The 25,097-nt window shown below is 70.6% G+C and carries 21 protein-coding genes and 1 pseudogene; 19 read left to right on the top strand and 3 right to left on the bottom strand.

Annotated elements, in window-relative coordinates:
• Positions 1-102 precede the first annotated feature (102 nt).
• Positions 103-927 (bottom strand): IclR family transcriptional regulator, encoded by an 825-nt coding sequence (locus GXW76_RS00605; protein ID WP_211859997.1) that lies wholly within the window; start codon positions 925-927, stop codon positions 103-105.
• A gap of 159 nt (positions 928-1,086) precedes the next feature.
• On the opposite strand from GXW76_RS00605, the gene GXW76_RS00600 reads away from it, so the two are divergent.
• From GXW76_RS00600 to GXW76_RS00515, 18 genes are all read left to right on the top strand, one after another.
• Complete coding sequence (locus GXW76_RS00600) at positions 1,087-3,156, top strand: hydantoinase/oxoprolinase family protein (RefSeq protein WP_211859995.1); 2,070 nt, start codon at positions 1,087-1,089, stop codon at positions 3,154-3,156.
• A complete protein-coding gene (locus GXW76_RS00595; RefSeq protein WP_211859993.1) occupies positions 3,153-4,802 on the top strand; it encodes a hydantoinase B/oxoprolinase family protein in 1,650 nt (549 codons plus the stop codon). The genes GXW76_RS00600 and GXW76_RS00595 overlap by 4 nt, the downstream gene beginning before the upstream one ends.
• Positions 4,803-4,844: 42 nt before the next feature.
• Positions 4,845-6,374 carry an ABC transporter substrate-binding protein gene (locus tag GXW76_RS00590; protein ID WP_211859991.1) on the top strand — a complete coding sequence of 510 codons (1,530 nt, stop codon included), beginning with the start codon at positions 4,845-4,847 and terminating at the stop codon, positions 6,372-6,374.
• 4 nt (positions 6,375-6,378) lie between these two features.
• Positions 6,379-7,332: an ABC transporter permease gene (locus GXW76_RS00585; protein WP_211859989.1), complete on the top strand. Its 954-nt coding sequence runs from the start codon at positions 6,379-6,381 to the stop codon at positions 7,330-7,332.
• Entirely contained in the window at positions 7,332-9,191 is a 1,860-nt protein-coding gene (locus GXW76_RS00580) for a dipeptide/oligopeptide/nickel ABC transporter permease/ATP-binding protein (protein ID WP_246513798.1), read from the top strand. Before GXW76_RS00585 ends, GXW76_RS00580 begins: the two co-directional genes overlap by 1 nt.
• Positions 9,188-10,177: an ABC transporter ATP-binding protein gene (locus tag GXW76_RS00575; RefSeq protein WP_211859987.1), complete on the top strand. Its 990-nt coding sequence runs from the start codon at positions 9,188-9,190 to the stop codon at positions 10,175-10,177. The genes GXW76_RS00580 and GXW76_RS00575 overlap by 4 nt, the downstream gene beginning before the upstream one ends.
• 22 nt (positions 10,178-10,199) lie before the next feature.
• Complete coding sequence (locus tag GXW76_RS00570) at positions 10,200-10,895, top strand: SDR family NAD(P)-dependent oxidoreductase (protein WP_211859985.1); 696 nt, start codon at positions 10,200-10,202, stop codon at positions 10,893-10,895.
• The gene (locus GXW76_RS00565; protein WP_211859982.1) at positions 10,892-11,167 is read left to right on the top strand and encodes a (2Fe-2S)-binding protein; all 276 of its coding nucleotides are present in this window, start codon (positions 10,892-10,894) and stop codon (positions 11,165-11,167) included. The genes GXW76_RS00570 and GXW76_RS00565 overlap by 4 nt, the downstream gene beginning before the upstream one ends.
• The gene (locus tag GXW76_RS00560; protein WP_211859980.1) at positions 11,164-12,546 is read left to right on the top strand and encodes an FAD-dependent oxidoreductase; all 1,383 of its coding nucleotides are present in this window, start codon (positions 11,164-11,166) and stop codon (positions 12,544-12,546) included. The genes GXW76_RS00565 and GXW76_RS00560 overlap by 4 nt, the downstream gene beginning before the upstream one ends.
• Positions 12,543-13,661 (top strand): NAD(P)/FAD-dependent oxidoreductase, encoded by a 1,119-nt coding sequence (locus GXW76_RS00555; protein ID WP_211859978.1) that lies wholly within the window; start codon positions 12,543-12,545, stop codon positions 13,659-13,661. Before GXW76_RS00560 ends, GXW76_RS00555 begins: the two co-directional genes overlap by 4 nt.
• A 37-nt stretch (positions 13,662-13,698) precedes the next feature.
• On the top strand, positions 13,699-14,562 hold the full coding sequence (locus GXW76_RS00550) for an N-formylglutamate amidohydrolase (RefSeq protein WP_211859977.1): 864 nt from the start codon (positions 13,699-13,701) through the stop codon (positions 14,560-14,562).
• A 190-nt stretch (positions 14,563-14,752) separates the two neighbouring features.
• Complete coding sequence (locus GXW76_RS00545; protein ID WP_338150859.1) at positions 14,753-16,471, top strand: peptide ABC transporter substrate-binding protein; 1,719 nt, start codon at positions 14,753-14,755, stop codon at positions 16,469-16,471.
• A 4-nt stretch (positions 16,472-16,475) separates the two neighbouring features.
• Positions 16,476-17,426, top strand: coding sequence for an ABC transporter permease (locus tag GXW76_RS26085; protein WP_211859975.1), 951 nt, complete (start codon positions 16,476-16,478; stop codon positions 17,424-17,426).
• Positions 17,423-18,295: an ABC transporter permease gene (locus GXW76_RS00535; RefSeq protein WP_211859973.1), complete on the top strand. Its 873-nt coding sequence runs from the start codon at positions 17,423-17,425 to the stop codon at positions 18,293-18,295. The genes GXW76_RS26085 and GXW76_RS00535 overlap by 4 nt, the downstream gene beginning before the upstream one ends.
• Positions 18,292-19,302, top strand: coding sequence for an ABC transporter ATP-binding protein (locus GXW76_RS00530; RefSeq protein WP_211859972.1), 1,011 nt, complete (start codon positions 18,292-18,294; stop codon positions 19,300-19,302). Before GXW76_RS00535 ends, GXW76_RS00530 begins: the two co-directional genes overlap by 4 nt.
• Complete coding sequence (locus GXW76_RS00525) at positions 19,299-20,441, top strand: ABC transporter ATP-binding protein (RefSeq protein ID WP_211859971.1); 1,143 nt, start codon at positions 19,299-19,301, stop codon at positions 20,439-20,441. Before GXW76_RS00530 ends, GXW76_RS00525 begins: the two co-directional genes overlap by 4 nt.
• The gene (locus GXW76_RS00520; RefSeq protein WP_211859970.1) at positions 20,330-21,658 is read left to right on the top strand and encodes an NAD(P)/FAD-dependent oxidoreductase; all 1,329 of its coding nucleotides are present in this window, start codon (positions 20,330-20,332) and stop codon (positions 21,656-21,658) included. Before GXW76_RS00525 ends, GXW76_RS00520 begins: the two co-directional genes overlap by 112 nt.
• An 11-nt stretch (positions 21,659-21,669) precedes the next feature.
• Positions 21,670-22,599 (top strand): 2-hydroxyacid dehydrogenase, encoded by a 930-nt coding sequence (locus GXW76_RS00515; protein ID WP_211859968.1) that lies wholly within the window; start codon positions 21,670-21,672, stop codon positions 22,597-22,599.
• A 269-nt stretch (positions 22,600-22,868) separates the two neighbouring features.
• Here GXW76_RS00515 and GXW76_RS25555 read toward each other — a convergent pair.
• Positions 22,869-23,072, bottom strand: a pseudogene (locus GXW76_RS25555) (IS21 family transposase); the annotation flags it as partial.
• 100 nt (positions 23,073-23,172) lie between these two features.
• Here GXW76_RS25555 and GXW76_RS00505 point away from each other — a divergent pair.
• Positions 23,173-24,015 carry an alpha/beta fold hydrolase gene (locus GXW76_RS00505; RefSeq protein ID WP_211859964.1) on the top strand — a complete coding sequence of 281 codons (843 nt, stop codon included), beginning with the start codon at positions 23,173-23,175 and terminating at the stop codon, positions 24,013-24,015.
• Positions 24,016-24,024: 9 nt separating this feature from the next.
• On the opposite strand, the gene GXW76_RS00500 is transcribed toward GXW76_RS00505, so the two are convergent.
• Complete coding sequence (locus GXW76_RS00500; protein WP_211859962.1) at positions 24,025-25,011, bottom strand: Bug family tripartite tricarboxylate transporter substrate binding protein; 987 nt, start codon at positions 25,009-25,011, stop codon at positions 24,025-24,027.
• Positions 25,012-25,097 lie beyond the last annotated feature (86 nt).

Here is a 25,097-nt window from a genome sequence, read left to right as displayed (position 1 = left end):
GGCCGTGCAGACGGCAAATCGGCCCGCGGGCCGCGCCGCCGAGGAAGGAACGGCCATCACGGTCGATTGCCGCTGGCGAGCACCCTCGAATTCGCGCGCGCGTCAGCCCTGGGGAGCACGCGTCAGTGCCGCTGCGGCCCGCCGCAGGGCGGGGTCGAAGGGATTGAGGCTGCGGCTGATCATCGCGGCCTCCTGCCGCAGCATCTCGGCTATGATCTGCCTGCGTGCCGGCGTCAGCCGGTCTGTGGTGGTGCCGATGCTCAGCGCCGCGACCGCACGCCCATCCTGGTCGAGGATCGGCGCGCCGAGACCCGCCATACCGGGGATCAAACCGCTCCCCCCGCCGCAATAGCCGTCGCGCCGGACCTCGGCGAGTTCGGCCCGCAAGGACGCTTCGTCCGGCCCACCGACGTCGCGCATGCGCGGGAGGTTGTGACGGATGATCTCGTCCTGTTCCGCCGGCGGCAGGAAGGCGAGGATGGCGACCGAGCCCTGCCCCATGCCGAGCGGCACGCGGCCGCCGATGTCGCCAGTGAAGGAACGGATCGGCAGCGGTCCTGCGGTGCGCTCGATGCACACTGCGTCGTAGCCATTGTGCACCAGCAGGAAGAGCGTTTCTCCGAGCGCCGCGGTCAGGCGCAGCACGACGGGGCGCGCAATGTCGCGCAGGCCGGGCGTACCGCCCGCCTTCGCCGCCAGCAGGAAAAGTCCCAGCCCCAGCGTGTAGCGCTTGCGGCGCGCGTCGAAGCTGACCGCGTCTTCCGCCATCAGGGCGCGGAGCAGCCGATGCGCCGTGGGGCGCGGCAGGCTGGCGCGCGCAGCGAGATCCGTCAGTCGCATCCCGCCGCTGTCCACTTCCGAGAGCAGCCTCAGCAGATGAAAAACGCGACCTATGCCGCCGACTGCACCGTCCTCTGTGATTTTCATGGATGCTCCATTGTCCTGCTCATGCACGCAGGATTTTTCCATCCAGCGGAAAATTGCTGCCCTAACTGTCAGTAGGTGAAATAAGTGCTTGCCTGCCGCGGAATTGCAACCGGATAGTCATACCCAGCGCAGTCTTCATCCGTGACAGGGAAGTGCAGCATGGCCCGTTGGCGTGTCGGCGTGGACTCAGGCGGGACCTTCACGGACGTCTGTCTGTTCGACGAGGAGGAAGGCCGCGTCGAGGTGTGGAAGGTCTCCTCCACGCCCGACGATCCGTCCCGCGGCATCGCGCAGGGCGTCGAGGAAGGCATGCGCCGCGTGGCGCCGGACGCCGCGCAGCCCGGCGCGTCGGTGTCATACTTCGGCCATGGCACCACCGTCGCGACGAATGCGCTGATCCAGCATCGCGGCGTGAAGACCGGCCTGGTGACGACCGACGGTTTCCGCGACCTGCTCGAGATCGGTCGCCAGAAGCGCCCGGACCTCTACGACATGCAGGCGGACAAGCCGCCCACCCTGGTCGCGCGCGACCTCCGGCAGGAAGTGCCGGAGCGCGTGCGCCACGACGGCCACATCGATCTGCCGCTGGACGAGGCGCGCATGCGCCAGGCGGCCAAGGCGCTGAAGGAAGCGGGGGTGAAGGCGATCGCCGTCTCCTTCCTCTACGGCTTCATCCGCCCCGAGCACGAGAAGCGCGCCGTCGAGATCCTGCGCGAGGAGATGCCCGACGCCTTCATCAGCGCCGGCCATGAGATCGCGCCGGAGTTCCGCGAATTCGAGCGCCTCTCGACCGTCGTGCTGAACGCGTATCTTGGCCCCGTCATGCGCAGCTACATCGAGCGCCTGACGCCGCGGCTGCGCGACCTCGGCATGACCGCCACGCCGCACCTGACGCAGTCCAACGGTGGCGTCATCGGCTTCGGCACGGCCGCCGAGATGCCCGTGCGCGCGGTGCTCTCCGGCCCCTCCACGGGCGTCGTCGGCGCGCAGGCGATCGGCGCGCTGGCGGGCTTCGAGGACCTGATCACCTTCGACATGGGCGGCACCTCCACCGACGTGGCGCTGCTCAATGGCGGGCACTGCAAGCTGACGTCGGAAGCCATGGTGCACGGCTATCCGATCAAGGCGCCGATGCTCGACATCCACACGGTCGGCGCCGGCGGTGGGTCGATCGCCTATATCGACGCGGGCGGCCTGCTGAAGGTCGGGCCGCGGTCCTGCGGTGCGGACCCCGGCCCCGTCTGCTACGGCAAGGGCAACACCGAGCCGGCGACCACCGACGCCAATGTCGTGCTGCAGACGCTGAACCCGGAATATCTGCTCGCCGGCCGCATGAAGGTGGACCAGGGCCTGGCGAAGGCCGCGATCGGGCGGCTGGCCGGGAAACTCGGCCTCGGCGTCATGGAGACGGCGCAGGGGATCATCTCGGTCGTGACGGCGAACATGGCGCGGGCGATCCGCGTCATCTCCGTGCAGCGCGGCTACGACCCGCGCGACTACACGCTGATGGCCTTCGGCGGCGCGGGCCCGCTGCATGCGGCGCGGCTGGCCCGCGAACTGGACATGAAGCGCGTGCTGGTGCCGCCCTATCCCGGCATCCTCTGCGCCATGGGCCTGCTGCTGACGGATCTGCGCGCCGACTTCGCCGCGACCAAGCTGCTGCCCGCGACGGCGAAGTCCGTTGGCGAGGTTGCCGCCGCCTTCGACGGCCTCGCCACGCGCGCCGGCGAATGGTTCACGCATGAGGAAATCGCCGCCGCCGACCGCCACCTGACCCGCACGGCCGACATGCGCTACGCCGGGCAGAACTACGAACTCGCCGTGCCGCTGCCCGAGGGGCCGGTGACCGCGGCGACCATCGCAGCCCTGTCCGACGGCTTTGCCGAGGCGCACAGGCAGCGCTACGGCTTCGTCGCGGAGGGCGAGCCGGTGCAGCTGGTGACCCTGCGCCTGGAAGCCACCGGCCGCGTGCGCAAGGCGGAGCTGAAATCCTATCCGGATGCCGGCCCGGACTCGGCCGGCGCCATCATCGGCGAGCGCGAGGTGTGGTTCCCCGAGGCGGGCGCCTTCGTGCCCACGCCGATCTACAGCCGCGACAAGCTGCAGCCCGGCAACCGCTTCACCGGACCGGCCATCGTCGAGCAGATGGACACCACCACCGTGGTGCTGCCGGGGATGCACGCCCGGGTCGATCCCTACCTAAACCTCATCCTGGAGGTGACGGCATGAACGACGCGCCTGTGACCCACGCCCCCGTGCTCGATCCCATCACTGTCGAGGTGATCGGCGCCGCCCTTTCCTCCATCGTCGAGGAGACGGGCGAGGCGCTGATCCGCGCCTCCTACTCCACCAACATCAAGGAGCGGCGGGACTGTTCCACCGCGCTCTTCGACACCGAGGGCAACACGCTCTGCCAGGCGGAACACATTCCGATCCACCTCGGGTCGTTCATCGGCATCGTGCCGCACATCCTGAAGCTGCACCGCGTCGAGGACATGCAGCCCGGCGACGTCTTCGTCGGCAATGACGCCTACGAAGGCGGCGGCACCCACCTGCCGGACATCGTTCTGGCGGAGCCCATCTTCGTCGACGGGAAGATCGCGGCCTGGACCGTGAACCTGGCGCACCATTCCGACTTCGCCGACCGCGGCCATGCGCACATCTACCAGGAAGGCCTGCGCATCCCGCCGGTGCGGCTCTACCGCGCCGGCGAGTTGCAGAAGGATGTGCTCGACCTCATCCTGCTGAACTGCCAGGTGCCGCGGGAACGCCTGTCCGACCTTCGCGCGCAGATGGCGGCCAACCGCGTCGGCGTTCAGCGCTTCCAGGCGCTCTGCACCAAGTACGGCACCGCGACGGTGATGGCGGCCGGCGCCGCGCTGCTTGACTACGCCGAGCGGAAGATGCGCGCGGGCATCGCGGCCATGCCGGACGGCACCTGGACCTTCGAGGACGTCTTCGAAAGCACCGAGGTCGTCGAGCAGCTGCCCCTGAAGGTGAAGGTCACCATCCAGGGCGACAACATGTCGCTGCACTTCGACAGCCCGCCGCAACTGCGTGCCGGGTTGAACATGACCTGGACCGCGCTCGCGGCCACTGCCTACTACGTCGTGAAGTCGGTGGTGGACCCGACCATCCTGCCCAATGCGGGCCTCGCGCGGCCGCTGTCGGTCACGGCTCCGCCCGGCACCGTGCTGAACTGCGTGCACCCGGCGGCGGTGAACGGCCGCGTGCAGACCTGCCAGCGCGTGTCCGACCTCATCCTGGGCGCCCTGGCGCAGGCGGTCCCCGACCGCGTGACGGCGTGCTCCAATTCCGTCTGCACGGTCGCGACCTTCATCGGCCAGCGGCCCGAGGACGGCGCGATCTGGGTCTATCTCGAGACCATGGGCGGTGGTGCGGGCGCGCGCGCCAGCAAGGACGGGCTGGACGGCGTGCACGTGCATGTCACCAACACCTCCAACCTGCCGGTCGAGGCGCTGGAGATCGAGTATCCGCTGACGCTGCTGCGCTACGAGCTGGTGGATGATTCCGGCGGCGTCGGTACCCATCGCGGCGGCATGGGCCTGCGGCGCGTCTACCGCGCGGACCAGGACTGCCGGGTGCGCGTCGACGTCTCCCGCCTGTCATCGCGGTCCTGGGGGCTGCTGGGCGGTGGCCCGGGCGGGCATGGCGCCGTCGAATGCGGCCCCGGCGTGGTGTTCGACAAGGACAACGCGGTGCTGAAGGCGGGGCAGTGGTTCGCCGTCGTCAGCCCCGGCGCGGGCGGCTACGGCCCGCCGGACCGCCGTGATCGCACCGCGGTCGCGCGCGACCTCGCCGAAGGCGTCATCACCGAACGGACAGCGCGCGAGGCTTACGGCTACACTGCCTGAAGCAGGGTCACGTCTGGGCAACACGAAGAAGGGAGAGTTTGCATGGGTCCGTCCGCCACCCGCCGCGCCGTCCTGGCCGGCGCCGCCGCCTCGGCGATGCTGCCTTTCCTGCGCGCCGACCGGGCACGCGCCGCGACGCCGGGGGAACTCACCTTCGGCCTATCGAGCTTCCCGCCGAGCATCCAGCCCTGGGCCAATACCGGCACCGCGGCGGCGACGATCAAGCTGATGATCTATCGCGGCCTGACGTCCTATGCCGAGGATGGCTCGCTGCGCGGCGAACTCGCGGAATCCTGGCAGCGCGCCGGTGCCACCGGCTGGGAGTTCAAGCTGCGCGACGTGCGCTTCCAGAACGGTGAGAAGGTGACCTCCGCGGATGTGAAGTGGACGATCGAGCAGATCGCCGCCGAACGCTCCACCGCCTACTTCCGTGCCGAGATGCAGAAGGTCGAACGGGTGGAGACCCCCGATGACCGCACGGTGCGCATCATCATGCGCGAACCGGTGGCGACCCTGCCGGTGTGGATGGCGTCCTACCACCTGCCCATCATCTCGCGGAATTCACCGCGCGGGACCTTCGTCGGCGCCGGCCCGTTCACGCTGAAGGCGCAGGAACGTGGCGTGTCGCTTGAACTCGAAGCCTTCCCCGGCTTCCACCGCCAGGGCTTCCCGAAGCTGCGGCGCATCCGCGCCGTAGCCTATCAGGACGAGAACCTGCGCGTCGCGGCACTGCGCTCGGGCGACGTGGATCTGATCGAATACGTGCCGTGGCAGTCGATGGACGCCATCGCCGCCGACCAGAACCTCAAGCTGGACACGGTCGACGGCGCGTTCATGTTCCTGGTGTTCAACGGCGGGCGCCCGCCCTTCAACGATGCGCGCGTGCGGCGCGCCGTCGCGCATGCGGTCAAGCGCGAGGAACTGGTGCGCGCCGCCTTCTTCGGCCGCGGATCGCCCCTGATGCAACTGCCGGTCGCGGAATCGAGCCCCTACTACAACGCCGAGTTCAAGGACGGCTGGCGCTACGATCCCGACCTGTCGAAGCGCCTGCTGGCCGAGGCGGGGCACGCCAACGGCATCTCCTGCTCCCTGCTGTCCACCGCGCAGTACGGCATGCACAAGGACACCGCGGAGGTGGTGCAGCAGCACCTCGCCGCCGTCGGCATCCGCGCCGAGTTGAACCTGCCCGATTGGGCGACGCGCGTGCAGATCGGCAATCGCGGACAGTACGACCTCGCGGTGATGGGCACGGCTGCGGACAGCAACGATCCGGACGGTATCGCCAACTTCATCGACGGTTCGCTCGCTCCGTCCTACGTCCGCTCCCACGGGCTGAAGATCGACCGCATCACCGAACTGCTCGCCGCCGGCCGCGCCGAGTTCGACGAGGAGAAGCGGCGCGACATCTACCGGCAAATGGAACGGGTAGCGATCGAGGAGGCGCCGATCGCCGGGCTGACCTGGCGCAGCCAGGGCTATGCCATGCGCCGCCAGGTGACCGGCTTCCGCAACATGCCGGGCGCGCTGACCTTCTATTCGGGCCTGACGTTCGAAACGGCGGAAATCGCCTGACGCCATGCTCGCCTTCGCCGCGCGCCGGCTGCTGGTCTCGCTCGGGCTCGTCTGGGTGGTGGCGTCGCTGGTCTTCCTGGTGATCCACCTCATCCCCGGCGACCCGGCGGAGTTGCTGCTGTCCCAGGGCGGCATCGCCCCGGACCCGGCCGCGGTGGAAGAATTGCGGGAGAGGCTGGGCCTGAACCTCCCGCTCTGGACGCAGTACGTGACCTACATGACGGGCCTGCTGCGGGGCGATTTCGGCCTCTCGCTGCAGGACGAACACCCCATCGGCGAGGAAATCGCGCTGCGCCTGCCGCGCACGCTCGAACTCGTGGGCGCGGCGGGGGTCATCTCCCTCATCGTCGGCGTACCCCTCGGCGTGGCGGCGGCGCTGCGTGCCGGCGGCACGCTGGACCGGGTGCTGTCGGCCTGTGCGGGCCTCGCCCTGTCCATCCCGGTCTTCGTGGTCGGCACGCTTGCGGTGCTGGTGCTGGCGCAGGAGCTGCGGCTGGTCTCGGCGGGCGGCTACGTGCCTTTCGCGCGGGATCCCGGACGCCACCTCGCGCTGCTGTTGATGCCTGCCTGCACCATCGTGGTCGGCCTCGGCGCCGTGGTCTTCCGCGTCATGCGCAGTTCGGTGCTGGAAGTGCTGGAACGCGACCACGTGCGTGCCGCCCAGGCGCGCGGCGCCGCGCCAGGCGCGATCATACGCCGCCACGTCGTGCGCAATGCGCTGACACCCGTGGTCACGGTGGTGGCGCTGCATCTCGGCTCGCTGCTCGGCGGCACGGTGCTGGTCGAGTTCGTGTTCAACTGGCCCGGCCTTTCCGGATACCTGGTCCGCTCCGTGGAGGCACGCGACTATCCGGAGGTGATGGGCATCGTCCTCGTCATCTCCTCGCTCTTCGTGCTGCTCAACTTCCTGGTGGATCTGCTCTACGCCGTCATCGATCCGCGGGTCAGGCACGGCTGATGCGGCGGCTTTCGATCCGCGCTTTGGCCGCTCCCGGGATCCTCGCCGCCATCATCGTGCTGGCGGCGATCGCCGCGCCGCTGCTGCCGCTGACCGACCCGGTCCGGCAGGACGTGGCGAACCGGCTGACGGGCCCGTCCTTCACGCATTGGCTGGGGCAGGACGAGTACGGACGAGACGTACTGTCGCGCATCGTCTGGGGGGCGCGGGTCTCGCTCTCCGTCGCCTTCGCGGCGGCGGCGATGGCCGCGGCGGGCGGCACGCTCCTCGGCATCCTCGGCGGCTATTTCCGGGGCGTGGTCGAACTGGTGACAGTGCGCGTGGCGGAAGTGGTGCTGTGCTTCCCGCCGCTGCTGCTGGCGCTGCTGGTGGTCACGCTCATGGGGCCCGGTGCGGGAACGCTCGTCTTCTCGCTCGCCATCCTTTTCGCGCCGGGCTTCGCGCGCGTCGCCTATGCGGAGACGCTCTCCGCCCGCTCGCTCGATTACGTCACGGCGCAGGAAGCACTCGGCGCGCGCACGCGGCGTATCCTGGCCCGCACGCTGCTGCCCAACATCGCCCCGCCGCTGCTCGTCCAGTTCTCGCTCACGGTGGCGTCGGCGATGGTGCTGGAGAGCGGGCTGTCCTTCCTCGGCCTCGGCGTGGTGCCGCCCTCGCCCTCCTGGGGGCTGATGATCCGCGGCGCGCGGGCAAGCATGGAACAGGCGCCGCTGCTGCTGTTCTGGCCGTGTCTCGCGCTCACCGGCACGGTGCTGGTGCTGAACCTGCTCTGCGACCGGTTGCGCGACCTGCTCGACCCGCGCGGCAAGGCGGCAGGGCGGCCGGGGTTCCTGCGGCGCCTGGTGGCGCTGCCCGCGGCGCCGGTGGGCGCCCTGCCCGCCGCGCCTGGCCTGCTGACCGTGGAGGGCCTGACCCTCGAGATCCCTTCCCGCGCCGGCCAGGTCCAGGTGGTGCGCGACGTCGGCTTCAGCCTGGCGCCGGGCGAGACGCTGGCCATCGTCGGGGAGAGCGGCTCGGGCAAGACGCTGACGGGCCTCGCGGTGATGGGCCTCCTGCCCTCCGCCGTGAAGCCGGTGGCGGGGCGGATCCTGTTCACCGGCCGGGACGGGCAGGTGCGCGACCTGCTGCGCATGCCTGAGACCGACATGCGCGCCCTGCGTGGCCGCGACCTCGCGATGATCTTCCAGGACCCGTCGAGCAGCCTGAACCCGCTGCTGCGCATCGGCGCCCAGGTGGGTGAAAGCCTGCGCGCCCACGGCGTCACCCAGGGCGTGAAGGCGCGCGTCGTCGCCCTGCTGCGCCAGGTCGGCCTGCCGGACCCGGAGCGCGCGGCGGATGCCTACCCGCACGAGGTCTCGGGAGGGCAGCGCCAGCGCGTGATGATCGCCGCGGCCATCGCCAACCATCCGCGCCTGCTGCTGGCGGACGAGCCGACCACGGCGCTCGATGTCACGGTGCAGGCGCAGATCCTTGGCCTGCTGGCCGAACTCAGGCGCGCCGAGGGCGCAATGGGCATGGTCTTTGTCACCCACAACCTTGCCGTGGTGTCCGACATCGCCGACCGCGTGCTGGTGATGTACGCCGGCGAGGTGGTGGAGGAAGCCCCCGTCACCGACATCTTCGCTGCGCCGCGCCACCCCTACACCGCCGCGCTGATCGCGAGCATGCCGGAAGGCGAGGCCGAGCGCCTGTCCGCCATCCCCGGCGCCGTGCCGCAGCCCTGGGCGATGCCGACCGGCTGCCGCTTCGCCCCGCGTTGCGTCATGGCGGCCGAAGCCTGCCGCACTGCCGCGCCTGCGCTCGTGGAGATCGCGTCCGGCCGGCACTCGCGCTGCCTGCGCTGGGAGGAAATGGCATGAGCGCCGCGCCCGGCCCGTTGGTCCGTGGAGAAGGCCTCACGCGCGCCTTCCATCGGCGTGGCGGCCTGTTCCACCGGGGCGCGCCGGTCATGGCCCTGCGCGGCGTCGATATCGCAGTGAACCGCGGGGAGGCCGTGGGGGTCGTCGGCGAATCCGGCTGCGGCAAGAGCACGCTGGGGCGCGTGCTGTTGCGGCTGATGCCCCCCACCGGCGGCCGCGTTCTGTTCGATGGCGAGGACCTCGCGCAGCAGCCCGCCGCCCACCTGCGCGCACTCCGTCGCCGCATGCAGATGGTCTTCCAGGATCCCTTTGGCAGCCTCGATCCGCGGCGGACCGTCGGCGCGCAGATCGCGGACGGCATGCAGATCCATGGCCTCGCACATGGCAGCGGTGCGCGCGACGCGGTCGCGGCGCTGCTGAAGCAGGTGGGGCTCGACCCGGACCATGCGCGGCGACTGCCGCACGAATTCTCCGGCGGCCAGCGCCAGCGCATCGCGGTGGCGCGCGCGCTCTCGACCCGGCCGGATTTCATCGTGGCGGACGAGCCCGTCTCGGCGCTCGACGTCTCCATCCAGGCGCAGGTGGTGAACCTGCTGGCCGACCTGCGGGCGGAACTCGGCCTAGCCCTGCTGTTCATCAGCCACGACCTGCACGTGGTCCGCCACCTCTGCGACCGGGTGGTGGTGATGTATCTCGGCCGGGTGATGGAGGAAGGCCCGGCGCGGGACATCTTCCGGGCGCCGGCGCACCCCTATACCCGCGCCCTGCTGGCGGCGACGCCGTCCCTGCGCCACCGCGGCACCGCAGGCGCACCGCTCGCGGGCGAGGTCCCGAGCATCGCCAACCCGCCCTCCGGCTGCGTGTTCCGCACGCGCTGCACCATGGCGCAGCCGGCCTGTGCGGAGGCCGTGCCACCGATCGAACCCATGCCCGGCGCGGCGGACCGCCGCATTGCCTGCCTCCGCGCGGCAGAGCTTTCGCCGTGACAGGACTTCAGGAGAACGCCCGATGATGGACCCGCAGGGGCGCGTGGTGATGGTCTCCGGTGCGACGCGCGGGATCGGCCGCGCAGTGGCGGAACGGCTTCTGGACGCCGGCTATACGGTGAGCGCCGGCGTGCGCGACCCGTCCCGCCTGCCGGCGCATGCCGCCCTGACCGGGCATGCCTTCGACGCCGCCAGGACCGACAGCGCGGATGCCTGGGTCGCCGCCACCATCGCCCGGCACGGTCGCATCGACGCGCTGGTGAATGCCGCCGGCATCAACCCGCGCGGCACGCTGCTCGACCCTGACGAGAGCGCCTTCGACGCCATGTGGACCGTCAACGCCAAGGGGCCGATGCGGGTGATCCGCGCCGCCTGGCCGCACCTGGTGGCGGCGAAGGAAGGCCGGGTGGTCAACATCGCCTCCCTCTCCGGCAAGCGCGTGCGCAACGACAACCTCGGTTACGCGATGAGCAAGTTCGCCGTGATGGCGCTGACGCAGGAAGTGCGCCGCCAGGGTTGGGACCACGGGATCCGCGCCACCGCCGTCTGCCCCGGCTTCGTCGACACCGGCATGACCGCGCACGTCACCAAGGTTCCGCGCGACAGCATGTCCCGCCCCGAGGACATCGCCGCGCTGATCGAGGCCGTGCTGCGCCTGCCCAACAACGCCACCGTGGCGGAACTGCTGGTCAACTGCCGGCACGAGGACACGCTGTGAAACTGACACGCCTGCGCGATGCATCGCGCCCGCGCATCAGCCTGACGCTGGATGGCACGCCGATCGAGGCGCAGCAGGGCGACACGCTGCTGACCGCCCTGCTGGCCGGCGGCGCGGGTCACCTGCGGGAGAGCGAGTTCGGCGATGGCCCGCGCGCGGGCTTCTGCCTGATGGGCGCCTGCCAGGATTGCTGGGTGGTGGTGGAAGGCATGGGCCGGGTGCGCGCCTGCGCGACGCTCGCCGGACAGGGCATGAAGGTGCGGCGCGGATGAAGGTCGCGGTGGTCGGTGCCGGTCCCGCCGGGGTGCGCGCGGTCGAACGGCTGGTGGCGGCGGGCCTTTCGCCCGTGTGGATCGACGAGGCGCCGGATGGCGGCGGCCGCATCTACCAGCGCCCGCCGCCCGGGGTGAACCGCGACGCGCGCACGCTCTACGGCTTCGAGGCCCGGCGCGCGACGGCGCTGCACACGGCGCTCGACGCGCTCAAGCCGCGCAGCGACTGGCGGCCGGAGACGCTGGTCTGGCACATCCGACCCGAAGCGCGGCAGTTGCACACGCTGCATCGCGGGCGGCAGGCCGGGGTGGATTACGACGCCGCCATCCTCTGCACCGGCGCGATGGACCGCGTGATTCCCGTGCCGGGCTGGACGCGGCCCGGCGTGACGACGCTGGGCGCTGCGCAGATCGCGCTCAAGACTCAGGGCTGCGGCATCGGGGGGCGCGTGGTGTTCCTCGGCACCGGGCCGCTGCTGTGGCTTGTGGCATACCAGTATGCCAAGGCGGGGGCGGAGGTGGCGGCGGTGCTCGACACCACTCCCTTCGCCACCAAGGCCCGCGCGACGCCTGGTCTGCTGCGCGGCGGCGCAACCTTCGTCAAGGGGCTCTATTACATCGCCTGGCTGCGGCGGCGCGGCATCCGTATCGCGGAGGGCATCGCACCGCTGGCCATCGAGGGCGATGCCGGCGGCGTGACGGGCGTCGCATGGCGCGATGCCTCCGGCCGCGAGCACCGCGTGGCCTGCGACGCGGCCGGCATGGGCTGGGGGCTGAAACCGGAAGCGCAACTCGCCGACCTCGCGCGCGTGCCGTTCCGCCACGACCCGTTGCAGGCGAACTGGGTGCCCGAGCGCGACGCCGCCGGCCGGACACCGGTCCGGGGCATCTACCTCGCCGGTGACGGCGCCGGGATCGGCGGGGCGGAGGTGGCCGAGATCGCCGGCGCCCGCGCCGCGCTCGCGCTGCTCGAGGATGCCGGGCATCGCGTCGATCCGATCGAAACCGTCCCGCTGGACCGGAAGCTCGCCGCGCAGGCGCGCTTCCGCGCGGCGCTCGAGCGTGCCTTTCCGTTCCCGTCACACTTGGCGAGGGGCATCGCCGACGACACGATCCTGTGCCGTTGCGAGGGCCTGCGCACCGGCGAGCTGCGCGCCGCCGCGCGCGCCGAGGCCGCGACCGGCCCGGCGCCAGAGATGAACCGCGCCAAGGCCTTCACCCGCGTCGGCATGGGCCGCTGCCAGGGCCGTGTCTGCGGCGTCGCCGCGGCGGAAGTGCTGGCGGCGGAACTCGGCTGCGACGTGACGGCGATCGGCCGGCTGCGCGGACAGCCACCGGTGAAGCCGATCCCGATCCCCGCCGCGGGAGACGCGCCATGACCATCGCCTGCGACGTGCTGATCCAGGGCGGCGGCGGGGCGGGCTGCTCGGCCGCGCTGCACCTGGCGCAGCGGGGCCTGCGTGTCGTGCTGCTGGAACGCGGCCTGGTCGGCGGCCAGGCCTCGGGCGTGAACTACGGCGGCGTGCGGCAGCAAGGGCGGCACCCGGCGGAACTGCCGATCGCGAGGCGCTCGCGCGAACTCTGGGGGCGGCTGAAGGACCTTGTCGGCACCGATGCGGAATTCAGCATCACCGGCCACCTGAAGCTCGCGCGCAACGAGGCGGAGGAGGCGGACCTCATCGCCTATCTCGATGTCGCGAAGCAGCATGACCTGCCGCTGCGCATGGTCGGGCGCAACGCGATCCACCGGGAATACCCATGGCTCGGGCCGCAGGTGGTGGCGGGATCCTTCGCACCGGAGGACGGCGCGGCCAACCCGCGCCTGCTCGCGCCCGCGCTGGCCAATGCCGCGCGTGCCGCCGGCGCGGACATCCGCGAGCATCACGAGGTCGTCGCCCACGCGCATGACGGCGCGCGCTTCCACCTGCGCACCGCGGCCGGGGAGGCATTCACCGCCCCTGCCCTGCTGAACATGGCGGGCTTCTGGGGCGGCCGGGTCGCGGAGGCTTTCGGCGAACCGGTGCCGATCGAGGCGCTGAGCCCGAACATGCTCGTCACCGAGCCGGTGCCCTACTTCATCGAGCCCAACCTCGGCGTCGTGGGCGGCAATCTCTACCTGCGCCAGATCCCGCGCGGGAACGTCATCATGGGCGGCGGGCGGGGTGAATCCGATCCGTCCGTTCCCTGGTCCAGGCCGCTGCCGGAAATCTCCTTCCGCACGATGGGGCTGGCGGTGGAGGTCATCCCCTCCCTGGCCGGGGTGCAGGTCATCCGCTCCTGGACCGGCATCGACGGCAGGATGCCCGACGTCATCCCGGTAATCGGGCCGAGCCGCACCACGCCCGGCCTGTTCCACGCCTTCGGATTCTCCGGCCACGGCTTCCAGCTCGGCCCGGCGATCGGCGCCATCATGGCGGAACTCGTGGTCGACGGGCGCACCGACATTCCGCTCGAGGCCTTTCGCGTGGACCGGTTCAAGGCACCTGCCGCGTGAGGGTCAGCCCCCGCGCGAACGACGCATGGAGAACACGATGCTGATGCATGTCCGACCCGGGGTCTTTCTGAGGCGCGACCCCGTCGCCGATGCCGCGCCGGTGGTCTTCGACATTCCGCGCAGCGGTGCGGAGTATCCCCGCGCCTTCCGCGCCACCGCGCCGATGGCCGACGTGCAGCGGTCGATCTCGATGTATGTCGAGGAGGTCTACGGGAATGTCCCGGACGCCGGCGCGACCTGGCTCTATGCCTGCTTCCCCAATGTCTTCATCGACGCCAACCGGCACGAACTCGACATCGATCCCGAGGCGATCGAGGGCGAATGGCCGGCGGCGCTGCAGCCGGGCGCGAAGACAAAGATGGGCATCGGCCTGATCCCGATGGTCTGCGCCGGCACGACGCGCCTCTATTCGGGCAAGCTGCCCGTGGCGGAGGTGCGCGCGCGCCTCGACGACTACTACTGGCCGTACCACAACGAACTGGCGCGGCTGCTGAACGCGCAGCGGGAGCGCCACGGCATCGCGCTGCACATGAGCTGCCACAGCATGCCGGCGATCGCGGCGGCCGGGCAGGCGGATGCGGGGCAGCGCAGGTCGGACTTCGACCTCGGCGACCGCAACGGCACGACCTGCGGCGCGGAGGTCGTGGACCTGGTCGGATCCGTGCTGCGCGGATTCGGGTACAACGTGACGAACAACAAGCACTTCATCGGCGCCGAATGCGTGCGCAAGCACGGCAATCCGCAGAACGGCATCCACAGCCTGCAGATCGAGATGAACCGCAGCCTCTACATGGATGAGGCCGCGCGCACCCGTCGGCCGGAACTCGAGACGGTGCGCGCGCATCTCACGGAACTCGCGCGACAGCTTGCGGCTTACGCATGCTCGCGGTCTGCGGCGTAGCGACGCAGCGGACGCGGGTCTGCCTTTCCGGCAGGCTCGCGCTGCGTGACCTGCGCAGCGGGCATGCAGCGCCGTGCAGGAACGGTCGAAGAAGGGCGCGCACCGGGATCGATTCAGCTTGCCGGCGCCGGTCGCGCGCCTAACATCAACAAGCCCGGCACAAGCGCCGGCAGCAGGGGAGGACGCGAAGGTGACCAAAGCACCGGGCAGGATCGGCGAGGAAGCCTTCAGCGCATCGCCCACGGAGGGCACCGGCAGCCTGTCGCGGCGCCGGACCCTCCTCGCGACCGGAGCCGCGGGCCTCGCTGCGGCGCTGCCGCGCGGGACCTCGGCGCAGCAGCCGCAGCGCACGCCGCCCGCACCGGACCGGCCGCGCGGCCAGGTCATCGTCGGCCTCTCCCAGGAACCGACGGTCTTCAACCCGCTGATGCCGGCCATCGAGGTGGACCAGGGCGTCTGGTGGAACCTGTTCAGCCCGCTGTGGTTCATCGATCCGGACGGCAAATTCGTCCCGGACCTGGCGCGCGAGATCCCGACGGTCGCCAATGGCGGCATCTCGGCCGATGGCCTGACCTGGAAGGTGCGCCTGCGCCCGGGCGTGAAGTGGCATGACGGAACGCCCTTCACCGCCGAGGACGTGAAGTACACGTTCGACCTCATCAACAACACGTCCTTCCGGGCGCGCACGCGCGTCGGCCACAACCTGCTTCAGGACATCACCGTCACTGCACCGGACGAGATCACCTGGAGGATGGAACGGGCCTACGCCCCCTACCTGTCCATCCTGTCGCTGACCTTCATCGTGCCGAAGCATGTGCTCGGTGCGGCGAGCGACCCGAACACCGCGCCGTTCAACACCGCGCCGGTCGGCACCGGCCCGTTCCGCTGGGGCTCGCGCACGCCGGGCGACAACATCACGCTGACGGCGCACACCTCCTATCACGGGCGCGGTCCGTTCCTCGAGCGCGTGGTGTTCAAGTACATCCCGGACCTGACCGTGCTCTACACGCAGTTCCGCACGGGCCAGGTGGACTACACCGGCATCCAAGGCATCAGCCCGCCCTTCGTGCGCGAGGCGAGGACGCTGCGCGGACGCACCATCCACCTGTCGCCGACCGCCTCGGTCGAGAGCATCTCGCCGAACCTGGAGTTCGGCCCGCTCGCCGACAAGCAGGTGCGGCAGGCGCTCTACATGGGGATGAACAAGCGCGCCATCATCGACGCGATCTACTACGGCCTGCCGACGCCGACGGAATCCTTCATCCCGCGCGAGTCCTGGGCGTTCAACCCCGACCTCCCGGCGCATCGGCACGACCCGGCGGCGGCCAACGCGCTGCTCGACGCGGCGGGATGGCAGCGCGGGTCGGACGGCATCCGCGCCAAGAACGGCGTGCGGCTGGAATTCGCGAACTCGACCACCACCGGCAACCCGGTGCGCGAACAGGCGCAGCAGCTTCTGATGCAGGACTGGCGCACGATCGGCGCGGCGATGCGCATCAACAACATGCCCGCGGCCGTCATCTGGGGCGAGTTCTGGCAGCAGTCGCGCTTCAATTCCGTGATGGTCGGGGTGAACTTCATGCTCGGCAGCGACCCGGACGTGACGCCGCGCTTCCACAGCGGCGGCATCCCGGCCAAGGGCGGGCGCGGCAACAACAACATCCAGTATGCCAACCCCGAGGTGGACGCGCTGCTGGTGCAGGGCGCGACGCAGTTCGACCAGGCGGCGCGGCGCGCCACCTATGCGCGGATCCAGGGCATCATTCGCGACGACCTCGCCATCCTGCCGCTGTTCCAGTACGCCGTCGCCGAAGGCACGAAGGAGGGCCTGATCGGCTACAAGCCGAACATCAACACGTCCTCCAACTGCTGGAACATCCGGGAATGGTACTGGGCCCGCGCAGCGTGACGGCGTGATCTCCTACCTCGTCCGCCGGCTCGGCCAGGCGGTCCTCCTGCTCCTGATCGTCTCGATGGTGGGTTTCGCGATCCTCTATCTGGCACCCGGCGGGCCGTTGTCGCAGTTCGCTGCCGGCACCGACATGTCGCAGGAGGACCTGGACCGCATCGCGGAGCAACTCGGCCTGAACCGCCCGCTGCCTGTGCAGTATGCGGAATGGCTGCTCCGCATGCTGACGGGGGATTGGGGCCGGTCCTACCGCGACGGCGAGCCGGTGCTCTACGTTATCGGCTCGCATCTCGGTGCGACGCTGCAACTCATGCTGACCGCGACGCTGCTCGCCATCATGATCGGCTGCTGGATCGGTATCCTTGGAGCCATCCGCCGCTACTCGATCTTCGATACCCTCGCCACCGTCGGCGCGATGGTCGCGTTGTCCATCCCGACCTTCTGGTTCGGGCTGGTGGCGATCTACGTCTTCTCGGTCGAGCTCGAATGGCTGCCCTCCGGCAACCGGGAGACCGTCGGCGACGGGTCGCTGCTCGACCTGCTCCGCCATCTCATCCTGCCGGCTTCCGTGCTCGCGCTGGTGGAGACGGCGATCTGGAGCCGCTTCATGCGATCCTCCATGCTCGACGTGGTCAACCAGGACTACATCCGCACCGCCCGCGCCAAGGGACTGCCGGAGTGGCAGGTGCTGGCGGGGCACGCGATGCGCAACGCCGCCCTGCCGATGATCACCGTGGTCGGGCTGCAGCTCCCCACGCTGCTCGGCGGCGCGCTGGTGACCGAGACGGTCTTCACCTGGCCGGGCATGGGGCGGCTGTTCCTCGATTCCATCTCCTACCGCGACTATCCGGTGGTCATGGGCATCCTGATGTTCTCCGCGACGATGGTGCTGGTCGGCAGCCTGCTCGCCGACATGCTCTACGCCGTCGCCGACCCGAGGATCCGGCTCGGATGAGCGCCGCCGCCCCTGCCGCAGCACCCACCGCCGGCCTTAGGGTCCTGGAACGCTTCCGCCGCCATCGCCTCGCGATGTTCGGGGCGGTGACGATCGCGACACTGACGCTCGCCTGTTTTCTCGGGCCCTTCCTCCTGCCCTTCGACGACACCTACATCGACATCATGCAGCGCTTCGCCGCGCCGTTCGGCGGTGCACACATCCTGGGAACGGATGAGCTGGGGCGCGACATGCTCGCGCGCATCCTGATGGGCGGGCGCGTGTCGCTGCTGGTCGGCTTCGTCGCGATGGCCATCGGCATGGCGGTCGGCATCCTTGTCGGTGCCGTCGCAGGCTATTACGGCGGCCTCGTCGGCACGGCGCTGATGCGCTTCGTGGATGCCGTGCTGTGCTTCCCGGCCATCTTCCTGCTGCTGGCCCTCGCCGCGCTGGTGGAACCGGGCCTTACCTCGATCACGCTGCTGATCGCCGCGACCGCCTGGATGGATGTCGCGCGCATCGTGGAAGGCCAGATCCGGTCCCTGCGCGAACGCGACTTCGCCGTGGCGGCCGAGGTTCTCGGCGCGACAGACCGCTACATCATCCTGCGCGAACTGGTGCCCAACGCCGTCGCACCGATCGTGGTGGCCGCGACGCTCAACGTGGCGCGCGCCATCCTGCTGGAATCCTATGTCAGCTTCCTCGGCTACGGCATCCAGCCCCCGGTTCCGAGCTGGGGGAACATGCTGAACAACGCCCAGATCTACCTGACCAGCGCGCCCTGGCTGGCGATCCTGCCGGGCATCGCGATCACCCTGGCCGTGACCAGCTTCAACTTCCTCGGCGACGGGCTTCGCGACGCGCTGGACCCGCGGATGGATGGGCGATGACCGCCGCGCCGGTGCTCCAGGTCGAGGATCTCAGCGTCCGCTTCCGCACGCGCGGCGGGGAGATCGCGGCCGTCTCCGGCGTCTCCTTCGCGGTCCGCCCCGGTGAGACGCTGGCCGTGGTGGGCGAGAGCGGGTCGGGCAAGTCCGTCACCAGCCTTGCGCTGATGCGGCTGCTGCCGCCGGGTGCGGCCGTCACCGTCACCGGTCGCGTCGGCCTGCGGGGCAAGGACGGCCGCATGCTCGACGTGCTGACCCTGCCCGAGCCGGAGATGCGCGGCGTCCGCGGCGATGCCATCGCCATGGTCTTCCAGGAACCGATGACCTCGCTCAACCCGGTGAAGCCGGTGGGCGAGCAGATCGCGGAGGCGATCCGCCTGCACCGCGGGCTCGATCGCCGTGCGGCGACCGAGGAAGTGGTGCGGCTTCTCGACCTTGTCGGCATTCCCGCGCCGCGGCAGCGGCTGGCGAGCTACCCCCACCACCTGTCCGGCGGCATGCGCCAGCGCGTCATGATCGCCATGGCGCTGTCCTGCGAGCCTGCCGTGCTGATCGCGGACGAACCCACCACCGCGCTCGACGTCACCATCCAGGCGCAGATCCTCGACCTGCTGCGGCGCCTGCAGGAACGCACCGGCATGGCGGTGGTGTTCATCACCCACAATCTCGGCGTGGTGGCGGAGATCGCGGACCGCGTGATGGTGATGTATGGCGGCCGGGTGGTGGAACAGGCGGATGTCCGCCCGCTCTTCGCGCGCCCGCTGATGCCCTATACGGTGGGACTGCTGCGGTCAGTGCCGCGCCTCGACCTCGCCGGCCGGCGTGCCGGCCCGCTACCGGCCATCCCCGGCAATGTGCCGGACCCGCTGCACATGCCCGAGGGCTGCGGCTTCCACCCCCGCTGCGGCGATCACGTGGCCGGCCTTTGCGATGCCCGGCTGCCGGAACTCGAATCCGCGGGCGAGGCGCGCCTGGTGCGCTGCGTGCGCTGGCGTGAGCTGACGCCATGACGGAACGGCCGATCCTGGAGGTACGGGACCTCCGCAAGTGGTTCCCCCTCGGCTCCTCGCTGTTCTCGCGGCACCGCCAGCAGGTGAAGGCGGTGGACGGCATCTCCTTCAGCATGCGGCGCGGGGAGATCCTGAGCCTGGTCGGCGAGAGCGGCTCGGGCAAGACGACGGTCGGGCGCACGGTGCTGCGGCTGACCGCGCCGACCTCGGGCAGCATCACCTTCGACGGGCAGGACATCACGCGGCTGTCGCGGCGCCAGTTGCGCCCGCTGCGCCGGCGCATGCAGCTCGTCTTCCAGGATCCCTTCGCCTCGCTCAACCCGCGAATGACGGTGGAGCGGATCGTCTCGACACCGCTGATCATCCACGACGAACCCGGCGGTATCGCGGCGCGCCGGGCCAAGGTGGAGGCCGCGCTGCAACTCGTCGGCCTGCTGCCGCACCATGCGACGCGCTACCCGCATGAGCTCTCCGGTGGCCAGCGCCAGCGCGTCGGCATCGCGCGCGCGCTGATCCTGCGGCCCGACTTCCTGGTGGCGGACGAACCGGTGTCCGCGCTCGACGTCTCGATCCAGGCGCAGGTGGTGAACCTGCTGCTGGAACTGAAGGACCTGCTCGGCCTCACCATCCTCTTTGTCGCGCACGACCTCGCGGTGGTGGGGCACATCTCTGACCGCATTGCGGTGATGTATCTCGGCCGGCTGGTCGAGGTGGCGGAGACGCGCGTCCTCTTCGCCCGCCCGCGCCACCCCTACACCGAGGCGCTGCTGTCCGCCGCGCCGATCCCGGACCCGACGGTGGAACGCCAGCGCATCATCCTCGCCGGCGACATCCCGAGCCCAATCGACCCGCCGCCGGGCTGCGCCTTCAGCACACGCTGCCGCTACGCGACCGAGGCCTGCCGCGCCGCCGTGCCGCCGCTGCGTGAGGTCGCGCCCGGCCACCTTTCCGCCTGCATCCGCGACGATATCGCCCTGCAGGCCCCCCGCCATGGCGCCCTGACGGCGCCGAGCAAGGAAACCTGCCGATGTCGCCTCCGGTCGACCGGATACCGAGTGACGATCGCCTGCCCGAGGCCGTCGACGTCGTCGTCATCGGCGCCGGCATCATCGGCGTCTGCGCCGCCTACGAACTGGTGAAGAAGGGCCGTTCCGTCGCCCTCGTGGACAAGGGGCACGTCAGCGCCGAGCAGTCGAGCCGCAACTGGGGCTGGTGCCGTCAGCAGGGCCGCGACCCGCACGAAATTCCGATCGCGCGCGTAAGCCTCGAGATGTGGGACACGCTGCAGAGCGAGATCGGCGGCGACACCGGCTTCCGGCGCACCGGCGTCCTGCGGGTGACCAAGGACCCGGAGGAGATGGCGACCTGGGAACGCTGGGCCGAGATCGCGCGCGAGCATCAGGTGCGCAGCCGCGTCCTGTCCGGCGCCGAGGCGAGCGAGATGCTGCCGGGCAACGTCGAACGCTGGGTGGGCGGGCTGCACACGCCCAATGACGGGCGCGCCGAACCCTCCATGGCGGCGCCGGCCATCGCCACGGCAGCCAGGCGCCTCGGCGTCAGCCTGCACCAAGGCTGCGCCGCGCGCGGCATCGAGACGCGCGGCGGCGCCGTGGACGCGGTGGTGACGGAGAAGGGCCGCATCCGCACCCAGGCGGTGGTGCTGGCCGGCGGCGCCTGGTCCTCGCTGTTTTGCCGCCGCCACGGCATCCGCCTGCCGCAGGCCTTCGTGCGCGCCACCGCCTTCCGCACCGTGCCCGGGCCAGACCTGACCGACGGCGCGGTCGGCACCGCATCCTATTGCGTGCGGCGGCGGCTCGATGGCGGCTACACGGTGGCGCTGGCCGGCACCGGCACGGTGGATCTGACGCCCGACAACTTCCGCTACGCGCTCGATTTCCTGCCGACCTACCGGCAGCGGCGCGGCAACCTCAAGATCCGCATCGGCAAGCCGTTCCTCGATGCGCTGGTCACGGGCGCCCGCTGGTCCTTCGACAGCGTCACGCCATTCGAGAAGACGCGCGTGATCGACCCGACACCTGACCCCGAACTGGTGCAACGTGCGCTCGGCGCGTTGCGCGCCTCCTATCCGGAGGGCACGGGCATCGACGTGGCCGAGGCCTGGGGCGGGACCATCGATTCCACGCCGGATGCGGTCCCGGTCATCTCCGCCGTGGATGCGATGCCGGGGTTCTTCCTCGCCACCGGCTTCTCCGGCCACGGCTTCGGCATCGGCCCCGGTGCGGGGCGCCTGGCCGCCGATGTCGTGACCGGCGACGCGCCGGTCGTGGACCCGCATCCCTTCCGCTACGCTCGGCTGTTCGAGGGGCGTCGCCTCGCACCCGAGGGCCGGCTCTAGCCGGGGCGATCATGGTGGGCTTCGTCTACAAGGCCGACCCCGTGCGCGGCGCAGTCTGGGCGCGCCTGTTCGCCGAACGCATGCCGGAGGTGGGTTTCCACGTCTGGCCGGAGACCGGCGATCCGGCCACCGTGCGCTACCTCGCGGCCTGGCAGCCGCCGCCGAACGTGATGGAGACCTTCCCCAACCTCGAGATCCTCTTCTCCGTCGGCGCCGGGGTGGATCAGTTCGACTTCGGCAGCCTTCCGCCCGGGCTGCCGGTGGTGCGGATGATCGAGGACGGCATCACCGGCGGGATGGTCGAATACGTCACGGCCTCGGTGCTGGCGCTGCACCGTGACTTCCCGCGCTACCGCGAACAGCAGCGCGCGCAGCGCTGGGAAGCGATCCGCGTCCACCCGGCCGCGGCGCGGCGCGTCGGGGTGATGGGGCTCGGCGTGCTCGGGCAGGCGGTGCTCGCGCAACTCGCTCGCTTCGGCTTCGCGTTGTCCGGATGGAGTCGCTCCCCACACCGGATCGAGGGCGTGGACTGTCACGCGGGCCAGGATGCGTTGCCGGGTTTCCTCGCTGGCTGCGACATCCTGGTCTGCCTGCTGCCGCTGACGCCGGAAACGCGCGGCATCCTCGACCAGCAGTTGTTCGCCGCCTTGCCGCGCGGTGCGGGCATCGTCAATGTCGCGCGGGGGCCTCACCTGGTCGCGAAGGATCTGCTCGCGGCATTGGAGTCCGGGCAGCTGTCCGCGGCGATGCTGGACGTCACCGATCCCGAGCCGCTGCCGCCGGACCACCCCTTCTGGAGCCATCCGCGCATCTGGCTGACGCCGCACGTCGCCAGCATGACGCAACCGGAGACGGCGGTGGAGGCGGTGATCGCCAATCTGCAGCGGCACCGGCGCGGGGAACCGCTGGTCGGACTCGTGGACCGCCGTTCCGGCTACTGAGCGCGGCGGCTCAACTCCTCGCGCGTCTACGCACATTCGCACCGGCTGATGTGGCCGGGCATGGTGAGAATGGCAGCTGTAGCCTGCCGCCGGGCCATGTCGACGACGTGGGCATGGTGCGTGAACAGGATGACCTGAGTGGTTCGGCCTGATCGACCCAGCAGAGCCAGCGCCGCATCGGTACGACGATCATCGAATTGGACCAGCAGGTCGTCGGCGATGAAGGGGAATGGCTCGGCCTGCGCGGCATGGGCTTCGACGGCCGCCACGCGCAGCGCCTCGAACACGCGCACCAGCGTCAGCCGTTCACGGCTCGCCCGACCGGCATCCTCCGTGAGCAGGCGATCCAACTCGCCGTGCTACGCACCAAGCTTGGGCCCCGGCTGCTCGCCGCGTTCATAGCGGAACTCCGTCGCCCCCGAGCGCAGGACCTTCCGCACCACCTTCCGCGACAACCCAAACCGACGGCTGACAACCACTACCGGGGACACGACCAACGCGCCTATTCGGGGGGGACTCACGCGGTCAGCGAAGGCGCGATAGCGTCGCGGCAAGCAAATGGAGGAAGGCGCCATGCCAGTGATCACCCGCCCCGGCCGGCCGACGCTGCACGTCGCCGTCCACGACCACACCGACCCGTGGCGGGACGCGCCCTGGCTTGTGCTCCAGCACGGCTATGGGCGGTCGGGGGTCTTCTGGCGGTCGTGGATCCCCTACCTGTCGCGCTTTTATCGTATCGCCTGCCCGGACCTCCGCGGGCTCGGGCAATCGCCGCTCGACTTCGACCCGCACCAGGGCATCCACGTCGAGGGCTTCCTCGAGGACCTGGTCGCGGTCATGGACCATGTCGGCGGCGGCGCGCCGGTGCATTACTGCGGCGAGTCCCTGGGTGGCATCCTCGGCATCGTGATGGGCGCCACGATTCCCGAGCGGCTGCGCAGCCTGACGCTGCTCGCCGCGCCGGTGACGATCCCCAAGGCGACGCAGCAGGCCTTTGCCTGCGGGCACGCCTCCTGGCAGGACGCCTTGCGCATCATGGGCAGCAAGGGATGGTCGGAGGCAGTGAACGTCGCGACGCGCTTCCCGCCCGAGGCCGACCCTGCCCTGGTGCGCTGGTACGCGGAGGAGATGGGCAAGTCGGAGGTCGAGGTGCTGGTCGCGCTCTCGCGCGTCGCGGCGACGGTGGACGTGTCGACCTACCTGCCGGGGGTGAAGGTGCCGACCCTCGGGCTCTATCCCACCGCGGGTGTGGTGACCGGACACGAGGAAGCGCAGATCCGCGCCGGCATCCCGGGCATCCGCGTGATCAACCTGCCCACGCGCTTCCACGCGATCCAGGTGCTGATGCCGGCCGCCTGCGCGACGTCCCTGCTGCATTTCTGCGGCGAGGTGGACGGCGTTGCCAACCGGGAGTGACGCGCACGGTCAGTCCTGGCGGATGCCAAGGCGCTGGATCAGCGCGCCCCAACTCGTCAGTTCGGCCCGCATGAGGGCGGCCAGCGGCTCAGGCCCGAGGTCGCGCGTCTCGAGCGACTGGGTGGAAAAGCGCTCGCGCACCGCGGGGAGCGCCACGACGCGGCGCATGTCGGCGTCGATCTTCGCCACCACCGGCGCTGGCACGCCGGCAGGCCCGAGCACCGCATACCAGGTGCCGGCGTCGAAGCCTGGATAGCCCGATTCGGCCAGCGTCGGCGTGTCCGGCAGCGCCGCGGCACGCCTGGCCCCCGTGGTGGCGATAGCACGCAGCCGCCCCGCCTGCACCGCAGGGACGGCAAGAACCGGGTTGTGGAACATCGCCTGCACCTGGCCGGCGAGCAGCGCCGTATGCGCCGGCGCCGCGCCCTGGAAGGGAACGTGGGTGAACTGCACCCCGGCCCGGAGGCGAAAGAGTTCCGCCGTCAGGTGCGTGGGCGTGCCGACGCCGGCCGAGGTCATGGTCACCTGGCCGGGATTGGCGCGAAGCAGCGCCTCGAATTCCTGCAGGTTGTTCGCAGGGACCGAGGGATGAACGACGACGACCAGGCTGTAGTAGGCCACCTGCGTGATCGGCGCGAAATCCTGGATCGGGTCGAAGGCGAGGCGGCGGTAGAGTGCCGCGCCCTGCACATGCGACGATGCGGCGAGCAGCAGCGTGTGCCCGTCGGGCGCGGATTTCGCGACGACATCCGCGCCTATGTTGCCGCCGGCGCCGCCGCGATTGTCGATGATGACCGGCTGGCCCCAGATCTCCGCGAGCCTTTCGCCCAGGATGCGCCCGATCGCGTCCGCCGGCCCGCCCGGCGGGAAGGGTACCACCAGGCGCACGGGCCGCATCGGCCAAGCCTGCGCGCGCACGGGTGCGGAAACGAGTACGGCCGTGAGGCCGAGGGCGGTGCGGCGGCCAACGCGAACGCCGACGGACTTGCGGGTCATGGCGTCTCCAACTCCCTCGCGCCGGCGCCTCGGATGGGCCCGGTCTTCAAGCGCCACGGTAGGTCCATGAGGGTCGCCGCGGCAAT

This window comes from Neoroseomonas soli, from assembly GCF_018129065.1.
GTDB lineage: Bacteria > Pseudomonadota > Alphaproteobacteria > Acetobacterales > Acetobacteraceae > Neoroseomonas > Neoroseomonas soli.
The sequence above is the reverse complement of the archived record's forward strand: the minus strand, read 5'-3'. Positions and strand labels throughout refer to the sequence as shown.

What these genes read in the sequence shown, in the direction of transcription:
- GXW76_RS00605 (WP_211859997.1), bottom strand. Translation starts at nt 927, where the DNA reads ATGAAAATCACAGAGGACGGTGCAGTCGGCGGCATAGGTCGCGTTTTT.
- GXW76_RS00600 (WP_211859995.1), top strand. Translation starts at nt 1,087, where the DNA reads ATGGCCCGTTGGCGTGTCGGCGTGGACTCAGGCGGGACCTTCACGGAC.
- GXW76_RS00595 (WP_211859993.1), top strand. Translation starts at nt 3,153, where the DNA reads ATGAACGACGCGCCTGTGACCCACGCCCCCGTGCTCGATCCCATCACT.
- GXW76_RS00590 (WP_211859991.1), top strand. Translation starts at nt 4,845, where the DNA reads ATGGGTCCGTCCGCCACCCGCCGCGCCGTCCTGGCCGGCGCCGCCGCC.
- GXW76_RS00585 (WP_211859989.1), top strand. Translation starts at nt 6,379, where the DNA reads ATGCTCGCCTTCGCCGCGCGCCGGCTGCTGGTCTCGCTCGGGCTCGTC.
- GXW76_RS00580 (WP_246513798.1), top strand. Translation starts at nt 7,332, where the DNA reads ATGCGGCGGCTTTCGATCCGCGCTTTGGCCGCTCCCGGGATCCTCGCC.
- GXW76_RS00575 (WP_211859987.1), top strand. Translation starts at nt 9,188, where the DNA reads ATGAGCGCCGCGCCCGGCCCGTTGGTCCGTGGAGAAGGCCTCACGCGC.
- GXW76_RS00570 (WP_211859985.1), top strand. Translation starts at nt 10,200, where the DNA reads ATGATGGACCCGCAGGGGCGCGTGGTGATGGTCTCCGGTGCGACGCGC.
- GXW76_RS00560 (WP_211859980.1), top strand. Translation starts at nt 11,164, where the DNA reads ATGAAGGTCGCGGTGGTCGGTGCCGGTCCCGCCGGGGTGCGCGCGGTC.
- GXW76_RS00555 (WP_211859978.1), top strand. Translation starts at nt 12,543, where the DNA reads ATGACCATCGCCTGCGACGTGCTGATCCAGGGCGGCGGCGGGGCGGGC.
- GXW76_RS00550 (WP_211859977.1), top strand. Translation starts at nt 13,699, where the DNA reads ATGCTGATGCATGTCCGACCCGGGGTCTTTCTGAGGCGCGACCCCGTC.
- GXW76_RS00535 (WP_211859973.1), top strand. Translation starts at nt 17,423, where the DNA reads ATGAGCGCCGCCGCCCCTGCCGCAGCACCCACCGCCGGCCTTAGGGTC.
- GXW76_RS00530 (WP_211859972.1), top strand. Translation starts at nt 18,292, where the DNA reads ATGACCGCCGCGCCGGTGCTCCAGGTCGAGGATCTCAGCGTCCGCTTC.
- GXW76_RS00525 (WP_211859971.1), top strand. Translation starts at nt 19,299, where the DNA reads ATGACGGAACGGCCGATCCTGGAGGTACGGGACCTCCGCAAGTGGTTC.
- GXW76_RS00520 (WP_211859970.1), top strand. Translation starts at nt 20,330, where the DNA reads ATGTCGCCTCCGGTCGACCGGATACCGAGTGACGATCGCCTGCCCGAG.
- GXW76_RS00515 (WP_211859968.1), top strand. Translation starts at nt 21,670, where the DNA reads ATGGTGGGCTTCGTCTACAAGGCCGACCCCGTGCGCGGCGCAGTCTGG.
- GXW76_RS00505 (WP_211859964.1), top strand. Translation starts at nt 23,173, where the DNA reads ATGCCAGTGATCACCCGCCCCGGCCGGCCGACGCTGCACGTCGCCGTC.
- GXW76_RS00500 (WP_211859962.1), bottom strand. Translation starts at nt 25,011, where the DNA reads ATGACCCGCAAGTCCGTCGGCGTTCGCGTTGGCCGCCGCACCGCCCTC.